The organism is Streptococcus sp. NLN64, assembly GCF_015831295.1.
GTDB lineage: Bacteria > Bacillota > Bacilli > Lactobacillales > Streptococcaceae > Streptococcus.
Genome location: NZ_JADXDQ010000062.1, coordinates 1 through 9,832, shown reverse-complemented (window position 1 = coordinate 9,832; position 9,832 = coordinate 1). Strand labels below are relative to the sequence as shown.

General features: G+C 43.4%; 7 protein-coding genes, 1 tRNA gene and 1 pseudogene. 5 read left to right on the top strand and 4 right to left on the bottom strand.

Annotated features, from left to right (window positions below):
* Positions 1 to 163 precede the first annotated feature (163 nt).
* Positions 164 to 237, top strand: a tRNA-Pro gene (locus I2503_RS08140).
* A gap of 617 nt (positions 238 to 854) precedes the next feature.
* Here the strand turns inward: I2503_RS08140 and I2503_RS08135 are convergent.
* On the bottom strand, positions 855 to 1,178 hold the full coding sequence (locus I2503_RS08135; RefSeq protein WP_210766829.1) for a branched-chain amino acid transporter permease: 324 nt from the start codon (positions 1,176 to 1,178) through the stop codon (positions 855 to 857).
* Positions 1,175 to 1,876 (bottom strand): AzlC family ABC transporter permease, encoded by a 702-nt coding sequence (locus I2503_RS08130; protein WP_196967627.1) that lies wholly within the window; start codon positions 1,874 to 1,876, stop codon positions 1,175 to 1,177. The genes I2503_RS08135 and I2503_RS08130 overlap by 4 nt, the downstream gene beginning before the upstream one ends.
* Positions 1,877 to 2,134: 258 nt before the next feature.
* Between I2503_RS08130 and metG the strand changes: the two genes are divergently transcribed.
* The gene (gene metG / locus I2503_RS08125) at positions 2,135 to 4,120 is read left to right on the top strand and encodes a methionine--tRNA ligase (RefSeq protein ID WP_196967626.1); all 1,986 of its coding nucleotides are present in this window, start codon (positions 2,135 to 2,137) and stop codon (positions 4,118 to 4,120) included.
* Positions 4,121 to 4,259: 139 nt separating this feature from the next.
* Here the strand turns inward: metG and I2503_RS08120 are convergent, their stop codons facing one another.
* Entirely contained in the window at positions 4,260 to 5,342 is a 1,083-nt protein-coding gene (locus I2503_RS08120; RefSeq protein ID WP_196091185.1) for a Xaa-Pro peptidase family protein, read from the bottom strand.
* Between the two features lie 191 nt (positions 5,343 to 5,533).
* Between I2503_RS08120 and ccpA the strand changes: the two genes are divergently transcribed.
* The 3 genes from ccpA (at position 5,534) to I2503_RS08105 (ending at position 8,965) form a co-directional block, all read left to right on the top strand.
* Positions 5,534 to 6,544, top strand: coding sequence for a catabolite control protein A (ccpA, locus tag I2503_RS08115; RefSeq protein WP_196091186.1), 1,011 nt, complete (start codon positions 5,534 to 5,536; stop codon positions 6,542 to 6,544).
* Between the two features lie 95 nt (positions 6,545 to 6,639).
* On the top strand, positions 6,640 to 7,638 hold the full coding sequence (locus I2503_RS08110; protein WP_196967625.1) for a glycosyltransferase: 999 nt from the start codon (positions 6,640 to 6,642) through the stop codon (positions 7,636 to 7,638).
* A 1-nt stretch (position 7,639) separates the two neighbouring features.
* Positions 7,640 to 8,965 (top strand): glycosyltransferase family 4 protein, encoded by a 1,326-nt coding sequence (locus I2503_RS08105; protein WP_196967624.1) that lies wholly within the window; start codon positions 7,640 to 7,642, stop codon positions 8,963 to 8,965.
* A 266-nt stretch (positions 8,966 to 9,231) separates the two neighbouring features.
* Here the strand turns inward: I2503_RS08105 and I2503_RS08100 are convergent.
* A pseudogene (locus I2503_RS08100) lies at positions 9,232 to 9,711 on the bottom strand (ISNCY family transposase); the annotation flags it as partial.
* Positions 9,712 to 9,832: the final 121 nt, after the last annotated feature.

Genomic DNA, 9,832 nt, shown 5'->3' with positions numbered 1-9,832 from the left:
GGTTAGAGGTTCGACTCCTCTAGGGTGCATGTAAACAATAATACGGGAAGTAACTCGGATTGGTAGAGCTCAAAGTTTAGCTTTGAGGTTGCGGATGAGGATTTGCGAAGCAAATCTACTTAGCAAGCACTCTACAGCTGAGATACAACCGAATTTATAGTTACGGGAAGTAGCTCAGCTTGGTAGAGTACTTGGTTTGGGACCAAGGTGTCGCAGGTTCGAATCCTGTCTTCCCGACTAGAGCAGATGACAGCAATGTCATCTTTTTTTGTATGTCAACCCCAGTCCTATAGCGAAGTTTATCAACAAATTGTTTGAGACCAATTGGACAAAGGTGTCGCTCGCTCCTCCACTCAGGAATTGAGTGGAGGAGTGTTTTTGGATAAAGCGAAGGTACTTCGCGTCCATATCCTGTCTTCCCGACTAGAGCAGATGACAGCAATGTCATCTTTTTTTGTACGCCAAACCCAGTCCCATAGCGAAGACTATCAACAAATTGTTTGAGACCAATTGGACCAAGGTGTCGCTCGCTCCGCCACTCAGGAATTGAGTGGCGGAGTATATATAGATAAAGCGAAGGAACTTCGCGTCAAAACACTCAGGAATTGAGTGGAGGAGTGTTTATGGATAAAGCGAAGGAACTTCGCGTCAAAACACTCAGGAATTGAGTGGAGGAGTATTTATGGATAAAGCGAAGGTTCTTCGCGTCAAAGCACTCAGGAATTGAGTGGGAGTGTATTTTGGAATAAGGGGGGAATAGTGTCTTGTTTATATCTTGTTTTCTTGAAAGGAGTTAGTGAAAAACAGCTTAGAATGTGTGTTTTGTCCACGTTTCTAAGCTTTTTTTATTCTTACTACAATAATCGTGTGATGATCATGAAGGAGAGTGTGCCTGCTGCGAGGGAGATGAGCATGCTTTTTCTCCAGAGGTGAAAGAGGAGTGTGATGGCAAGGCTGATGAGTTCTGGCAGGCCGTAGGGGCTACTGGTAATGGATACTGTGCGGAGGCTGTAGATGACCATCATACCAAAGATGGCTCCTGGTAGGACTTGTCCTAAATATTGAATGTAGGCTGGTGTAGGTCGGTTTGACTTGAAAATCCAGAAGGGAAGAAATCGTGTTAGGACTGTAGCCAGTATACAGATGACGATAGTTAAGAGTTGTTGTGTAAAAGTCATAGGGATTTCTCCTGTGTTTGATTGTCTAATTTATGGCGTAAGAGTGTTAGAAGTAGGACTATCAAGGTCATTGATGGTAACAGGAAGTAGTCTGGTCCAAAGATAAGGAGGCAGAGGAAGGATACCGTTAGCCCAACATAGGATGGGGTGTGGTGTTTTTCCTTTTTCCAATTTTCTAAAAAAATGACAAAAAAGAGGTCGGTTAGCACAAATTCTAACCCATCTGTTTTAAAGGGAATGATTGTACCTAATAAGCCACCAAGGGTAGCACCGAAAACCCAATAAATGTGGTTGAGGATGGTGACCCAAAAAAGAAACCAGCCCTGATCGACGTCATCCGGAATTGATGCGGAATAATTGATGGAAAAGGTTTCGTCACACATGCCAAAGATAATGTAGTATTTCTTCCAATCTAGATCTTTGAAACGTTCTAGCATGGAAATACCATAAAAGAGGTGGCGTATTTGGATGAGGAAGGCCAGAATAAAAGTAGCAAGTGGAGAAAATGGAGCTAGCAAGAGTGTAACAATGACGAATTCTAAGGATCCACCGTAGACAAGTAAGCCAATTAGCATCGGGTACCAAAAGGAAAAGCCAGCAGTATTCATATAGATTCCATAGGCTATCCCTAAAAATAAAAATCCTGCAAAGATGGGGATTGTATAGGGGAAGGCGGCTTTCAGAGCTTTTTTCTTCATGCGAAACTCCTTGTGAACTTCTTTTAGTTACTTTCAGCCTAACATAGGAATCCTAAGTTGACAAGTCCTCTTCTGGTGAAGAGGGGAACGTTTTTTTGGTAAGATGTTGAAAGGTATGAATTGTTTTTCTGCATGGCTTAGAGGTTTGGAGCGAGGGAGTTTTTTCTTGGGAGTAAAATCTTGATTTGAATTTGACTTTGTTTGCTTGTGGCTTTTGGAGCGTGGTATAATAAGGGGAGTAATTTTGAGGAGTGAATAATGTCTGATAAAACGTTTTATATTAGTACGCCGATTTACTATCCAAGTGGGCGTTTGCATATTGGTTCAGCTTATACAACCATTGCCAGTGATGTTCTGGCACGATACAAGCGGTTGATGGGCTATGATGTCTTCTATTTGACTGGTCTGGATGAACATGGTCAGAAGATTCAAGATAAGGCTGCAGAAGCAGGTCTTGATCCTCAAGCCTATGTAGATGGAATGGCGAAGGGCGTTAAGGAATTATGGTCGCTCTTGGATATTTCTTATGATCGCTTTATCCGTACAACAGATGCTGATCATGAAGCGGTTGTTGCTCAAATTTTTGAGAAACTTTTGGCACAAGATGATATTTATTTGGGAGAATATTCAGGGTGGTACTCTGTTTCCGATGAAGAGTTCTTTACAGAAACGCAATTGACTGAGGTTTTCCGGGATGAGGAAGGGAATGTTACCGGAGGAATTGCCCCTTCAGGTCACGAGGTAGAATGGGTTTCCGAGGAATCTTACTTCCTTCGTTTGAGCAAGTATTCACAGTGGTTAGCAGACTATTTCAAAGAGCATCCAGAATTTATTAGTCCGGATGGTCGAATGAATGAGATGCTGAAGAACTTTATTGAACCTGGCTTGGAAGATTTAGCCGTATCTCGGACGAGCTTTACTTGGGGAGTTCCGGTACCATCCAATCCTAAACATGTCATCTATGTTTGGATTGATGCCTTGGCTAACTACATTACAGCCTTGGGTTATGGTCAGGATGAAGATGGAAATTTTGTGAAGTTCTGGCCTGCGGATATTCATATGCTTGGGAAGGATATTCTTCGTTTCCATTCTATTTATTGGCCAATCATTTTGAAAATGCTGGATTTGCCATTGCCAAAACGTCTGATTGCTCATGGCTGGTTTGTCATGCAGGATGGAAAAATGTCCAAATCCAAGGGGAATGTGGTCTATCCTGAGATGTTGGTTGAGCGTTATGGTTTGGATGCTCTACGTTATTATTTGATGCGGTCGCTGCCTGTGGGTTCGGATGGCACCTTTACACCGGAAGATTATCTTGGTCGTATCAACTATGAGCTAGCCAATGACCTCGGTAATTTGTTGAACCGGTCAGTGGCTATGGTTAATAAGTATTTTGGTGGCCAGGTTCCTGAGTTTAAGTCTGGTGTCACAGCTTTCGATGGGGATTTGGAAGCGAAAGCAGAAGAAACAATCCAAGAGTTTCATAAGCAGATGGAAGCGGTGAATCTTCCACGTGCTTTGGAGGTTGTTTGGAAATTCATCATGCGGACCAACAAGTACATTGATGAAACCCAGCCTTGGGTCTTGGCTAAAGAAGAGGGAGACCGTGAGCAGTTGGCAAGCGTTATGAGCCATCTAGTAGCTAGTCTACAAGTGGTTGCCTCCCTTCTCCAACCCTTCATGATGGGAACTAGCCGTTCTATTCTGACACAGTTGGGCTTGGCTGAGGTTGGCTCTTTAGAAGACCTATCCTTTGGTCAAATTCCGGCTGGTAGCCAGGTTGTTGCTAAGGGAGAACCCATCTTCCCTCGTTTGGACATGGAAGAAGAAATTGCCTACATCAAAACTCAAATGTCTGGTGGTAAAAAAGAAGAGGAGTGGGATCCTACTAAGGTTGATCTCTTGCTGAACAAAAAGCCTATTAAGTTTGAGGATTTTGACAAGGTGGAAATTCGGGTCGCTGAGGTGAAGGAAGTTAAGCGGGTCGAGGGTAGTGATAAATTGTTAGCCTTCCGCTTGGATGCCGGCGATGGTCAGGATCGTCAAATTCTCTCCGGCATTGCCGCTTACTATCCAGATCCTCAAGTTCTGCTTGGTAAAAAATTGCAGATTGTAGCGAATTTGAAACCTCGTAAAATGATGGGCTTGGTTAGTCAGGGAATGATTCTTTCAGCGGAGTTTGAGGATCGTCTAGCAGTGATTACGGTAGATGATGTGATTCCAAATGGAAGCATTTTAGGTTAATACTCATTACATTTCAAAATCTGAATGTGTTAATCCTCTTCGCCGAACCATTAGTTCTGTCTTCATCGGATTGCCTTTTCAGATTTCAAACTCTTTCGAGTATAAAAAAGAAACAGGTGAGTGATGCTCACCTGTTTTCTTATAGTTTGAATTGGAGAAGTTCCTTAGGGGTGTGGGTGAAGGTTTCGAAACCTGTCTTTGTAACAACCCCGCAGTCTTCGATGCGGACACCAACCTTATTGGGAAGGTAAATTCCCGGTTCAATAGAGAAGGTCATTCCCTCTTCTAAGATCAGTTTGTTCCCCTTACTGATAGAAGGGAATTCGTGAAGGCTCCGGCCTATTCCATGTCCAAGCCGATGTGTGAAGTAGTCTCCGTAACCAGCCTTCGTGATAATGTCTCTAGCTACGGCATCAATTTCACCGGCCGTTACGCCTGGTTTGATTGCATCTATGGCAGCTAGTTGGGCCTCAAGGACGATATCATAAATGGTAGCCTGAAGGGTTGTAGGTTGTCCAATGGCAACGGTACGGCTGACGTCACTCGCATAACCTTGATGCCAAGTACCAAGGTCAAAGAGGAGCAGCGATTTGTTTTTTAGGGGGCGATTGGTTGGAACCCCGTGAGGATCGGCGGCATGCTTATCGGCTAGAACCATCGTTTCAAAGCTCATGGTAACGTCCTGACTTCGTAGGGGACCTTCAATGGCAGCGATGATGTCCAATTCCGTTTTCCCTTTAGCGATGGCTTCAAATCCCAGGGTAAGTGCATAATCTGCCATATGTCCAGCAGCTCGAAGTAAGTCGAGTTCTTCAGCTGTTTTAAAGAGGCGGAGTCGTTCCATAGTAGGGCTGATATCAACTACTTGTCCGGTCAGGATTTGCATGAGTTCATAGTATTGGCGTAGGCGTAAATGTTGAAACTCTAAACCAATCCGGTAGCGTTCACGAGATAGGAAGGTTTGAATCTTTTGCCAAGGATTCTCTGAATCGTGGTAACCGACAACTGTGTAAGAAACATGGGCCTTTGCACGGTCGCGATCTAATTCAGGTGTAAACAAGGTTGGACTACCTTCAATTGGAAGAAAGAAGAAGAATTGTCTTTCATGAGGATCCGATTGAAAGCTCGTTAAGTATGCGATCGAGGTTGGATCTGAGATGATAGCTAGATCAATGCCCTGTTCACGCATGCGAGAACGAAGTAAGTCAACTGTGCTCTTCATATTTAACCTCCTATATCAATTATCTTATATCTCTATTTTGTCAAAAAACTTGAAAAAGTGCAATGGGAAATCGACATTTGTATTTTTTAGAAAAAATATCCAAAACGTTTGAAAGTGTTTCCAAAAAATGATAAACTATAGTTATGTGAAGGTGAAAGCGTTATTTTCAAAAAATAAATGGGAGGATGATTATGAATACCGACGATACCGTAACTATTTACGACGTCGCCCGTGAAGCAGGTGTTTCAATGGCGACCGTTAGCCGGGTAGTAAATGGAAACAAAAATGTAAAAGAGAATACACGTAAGAAAGTCTTGGATGTTATTGACCGCTTGGATTATCGTCCTAATGCGGTAGCTCGTGGGCTAGCTAGTAAAAAAACTACTACAGTCGGAGTTGTAATTCCCAACATTACTTCTTCCTATTTTGCCAGCTTGGCTAAGGGAATCGAAGATATTGCAGAAATGTACAAGTATAACATTGTCCTTGCCAGCAGTGATGAGGATGATGACCGTGAGGTGGCAGTGGTGAATACCCTCTTCTCTAAACAGGTAGATGGTATTATTTTCATGGGCTACCATCTGACTGAGAAAATTCGTTCAGAATTTTCTCGTTCTCGGACTCCAGTCGTGCTGGCTGGAACGGTGGACGTGGAGCAGCAATTGCCAAGTGTCAACATTGATTATCGAAAGGCAACCGCTGATGCGGTGGCATATTTGGCTGAGCGAAACGACAAGATTGCCTTTGTTACAGGTCCACTGGTAGATGATATCAATGGTAAGATGCGCTTGCCAGGTTACCGAGATGGTTTGAAGGAGACCAAACAAAAGTATAGCGAAGGACTTATTTTTGAAGCTAAGCATAATTATGAAGAAGGTTATGCCTTGGCAGAACGGGTCATGGCTTCTGGGGCAACAGCTGCCATTGTCTCTGGTGATGAATTGGCGGTTGGCCTCCTTAATGGTTTGAGTGACAAGGGAATCCGTCTTCCTGAAGATTTCGAGTTGATTACCAGTGATAACTCCCAAATTACTCTGTTTAGCCGTCCAAATATGACCTCTATTCGTCAACCACTCTATGATATTGGTGCGATTTCTATGCGCATGTTGACCAAAATTATGAATAAGGAAGAAGTAGAAGAGCGGGAAGTTCAGTTGGCCCATGGCTTGACAGAACGTCAATCGACTCGGACAGGTAAATAATACAAGAATCTAAGGGAACCATTGGTGGCAGGCGCCAAGTTCCCTTTTTCTGTCTCCGACTTTTATTTTGGGTTGCTTTTGTTTATAATATGAGTATGAAAGTTCTACTGTATTTGGAGGGAAAGACTGTTCTTGAGAAGTCTGGAATTGGTCGCGCCCTTCAGCATCAAATGCGGGCCCTTGATTTAGCAGGGATTCCCTATACCACAGATCCGTCAACTGGATACGATTTGGTTCACATTAACACTTATGGCCCTAAGAGTCTTAGCCTTTTACATCAAGCTAAGCGGCAAGGGAAAAAGGTCATTGTCCATGGCCACTCGACTCGGGAAGATTTTGCCAACTCATTTATTGGTTCCAATCTCCTGGCTCCTGCTGTGGGGGCTTATTTGAGGCATATGTATCAGTTAGCAGATTTTGTGATTACGCCAACGGAGTACTCCAAGGAACTGATCCGGGGTTACGGAGTGGACACACCAATCGTTGCTATTTCAAATGGGATCGATTTGAGGAAGTATCAACCAGATCCTCAAAAAGAACAGGTTTTCTATAACCATTTTGGATTGGAGAAGGGGCAGCCGGTTGTGGTCTGTGCGGGTCTCTTTTTTAAACGAAAAGGAATTCTAGACTTTATCGAAGTGGCCAAGCAGCTGCCAGACGTTCAATTCATCTGGTTTGGAGGGATTAACAAGTGGATGATCCCTCGTGAAATCCGTCGAGTTGTTTCTGGTGACCACCCAGCCAATGTTCAATTCCCAGGTTATTTTAAGGGAGCCATTTTCCAAGGTGCCATGAGTGGAAGTAGTCTCTTCTTCTTCCCAAGTTATGAGGAGACGGAGGGGATTGTCGTTTTAGAAGCCTTGGCTAGTCACCAGCATGTTGTTTTACGTGACATACCTGTTTACAAGGGCTGGATTGATGAGCAGTCTGCAACCTTGGGTCAAACCAATGAGGATTTTGTAGTTGGGATTCAAGCGATTTTAGCTGGTCAGGTGGACAAGCGTGACAAAGGTTACCAAGTAGCTGAAAGTCGTTCCATGGATCAGGTGGCCCAGCAGTTGGTAGAGGTATATCGGCAAGTATTGGAGATGTGAGATGAGAATTGGATTGTTCACGGATACCTATTTTCCACAGGTATCTGGTGTGGCAACGAGTATCCGCACCCTCAGGGAGGAACTGGAGGAGCAGGGGCACGATGTCTTTATTTTTACGACCACTGATCGGAATGTGGACCCTGCAGAGGAGAACCGGATTATCCGAATTCCTAGTGTTCCCTTCTTTGCCTTTAAGGACCGTCGCGTTGCCTATCGTGGATTCAGTAAGGCTTTGGCCCTTGCCAAAGAGCACCGATTAGAATTGATTCATACCCAAACTGAATTTGCTTTGGGATTCCTTGGACTTTGGATCGCACGGGAATTGGAAATTCCTGTGATTCACACCTATCATACTCAGTATGAGGATTATGTGCATTACATTGCCAAGGGGATGCTGATTCGGCCTGGCATGATTAAGTATATGGTACGCTCTTTTCTGGATGAGGTGGATGGAGTGGTCTGTCCGAGTGAGATTGTCTATAATCTTTTGGTGGGGTATCGAGTTGAGCCAGAGAAGCGCGTGATCCCAACGGGGATCGAGTTGGATCGTTTTATTCAAGTGCAAGACCAAGAAGAAGCAATTCAGGATCTTCGAAAGTCCCTAGCTCTTTCTCCGGATACCAAGATTCTCTTGAGTTTGTCTCGAGTTTCGTTTGAGAAAAATATTCAAGCAATTATCCGTGCTCTCCCAGAAGTTCTGAATGAAAATGACGCAGTGCGTCTAATCGTAGCGGGAGATGGTCCGTATTTGGAGAATCTTAAGTCTCTAGCCAAAGAAATGGCGGTCGAGCACCGCGTGCTCTTTGTCGGGATGGTCCCTCCAGAGCAAACGGTGCTCTACTACCGGATGGCTGACTTTTTTGTGTCAGCTTCGACTAGTGAAACACAAGGTTTGACCTTTTTGGAAAGTTTGGCCAGTGGGACTCCCGTTATTGCCCAGTCCAATCCCTATTTAGACAATCTGGTTTCAGACAAAATGTTTGGAACGCTCTATCAAGAGCCAGAGGATTTAAGTGGGGCCATTCTAGAAGCCCTACTAGCAACACCTTATCCGCAGGAAAAGAAGTGGCAAGAGAAGCTGTTTGAGATTTCGGCCGAGAACTTTGGCCTCCAGGTTTATCAGTATTATTTGGATATTTCGATTCGAAAAGGCTATTTGAAAGGGCAAGGAATGGGGGATCCGAGACCACGAGTTCGCTTTGCGAGATCCCTTGCAAGTTTTCCCTTGAAAGTGGTAGCCCTACCAGTTCAGGGCTCCAGACGCGTGATTCGAATTTCTCGCCAACAGGTTAAACGCTTGCCTTATCCAGGGCGGAGAAAAAGCTAGATTTTCCTGTCAATCAAAGATGATTATGTCCCGAAAAAATGATTAATATGGGCTAGAATAATTAGCGCGATTTTATTTGACACCAGGTACCTTTGAAGCTGTTTTTTAGACTAAACCAAGGCTACGATTAGCCTTGGCTATTTAGCCTAACAGCTTCAAACCTGTTGTCAATCAAAATCAAGTAGTCCTAACCCTTTGTAGATTAGGAATCAAAGTAAGAAGATTTGAGTAATTTCTTGCAATTGAGTCCCTTTTTGGTATTATGATTAGGAGGCGTTGATAAGCTCTTGAATTTCTTCTTGAGTTTTACCAATCCTCTGTAGATATTTAGTGAAAGACGCGAGCTTCCATGGGTGAGATTGTGGAGGTATATACTTGCGTCTTTCTTTTTTGTTTTCCTCTGGTTGATCAAATGTTTTAGAATATAGTTCATGTTCAAGTAACTCCTTTGTTTGATAAGTTTTTTCTGCGATGTTTAGATAGATATTTTCATCAAAGGCCTGAAGAACAAGGGCTTTTGTTCCGCGCAAGAAGAAAATTTCCTTTCCCTTTTCATCGATAGGTATATAGTATTTATTTTGGTAGCGAATGTGGTGGCCAGAGTGAACGACACGTTGGGACACTCTAGCTAGTATTAGATTAAGTTCTTGAGCACAAGGGCTAACTTCAAATACAGATTCTTTTGCTTTACCACCGAATGTTTGATTAAAAGTTTGAATCCACTCTTCTAGGAAGCTATTACCCGAATTATTCATACCCTGAATATCTTTGCGTAACTATCAAAAAAATCATCAGAAACAAGCAATAAACAATTGCAGTTCTGATGATTTTTATGAACGATCAAGCTTTTCTATAAATAAATATGGA

What these genes read in the sequence shown, in the direction of transcription:
- ccpA (WP_196091186.1), top strand. Translation starts at nt 5,534, where the DNA reads ATGAATACCGACGATACCGTAACTATTTACGACGTCGCCCGTGAAGCA.
- I2503_RS08110 (WP_196967625.1), top strand. Translation starts at nt 6,640, where the DNA reads ATGAAAGTTCTACTGTATTTGGAGGGAAAGACTGTTCTTGAGAAGTCT.
- I2503_RS08135 (WP_210766829.1), bottom strand. Translation starts at nt 1,178, where the DNA reads ATGACTTTTACACAACAACTCTTAACTATCGTCATCTGTATACTGGCT.
- I2503_RS08120 (WP_196091185.1), bottom strand. Translation starts at nt 5,342, where the DNA reads ATGAAGAGCACAGTTGACTTACTTCGTTCTCGCATGCGTGAACAGGGC.
- metG (WP_196967626.1), top strand. Translation starts at nt 2,135, where the DNA reads ATGTCTGATAAAACGTTTTATATTAGTACGCCGATTTACTATCCAAGT.
- I2503_RS08105 (WP_196967624.1), top strand. Translation starts at nt 7,640, where the DNA reads ATGAGAATTGGATTGTTCACGGATACCTATTTTCCACAGGTATCTGGT.
- I2503_RS08130 (WP_196967627.1), bottom strand. Translation starts at nt 1,876, where the DNA reads ATGAAGAAAAAAGCTCTGAAAGCCGCCTTCCCCTATACAATCCCCATC.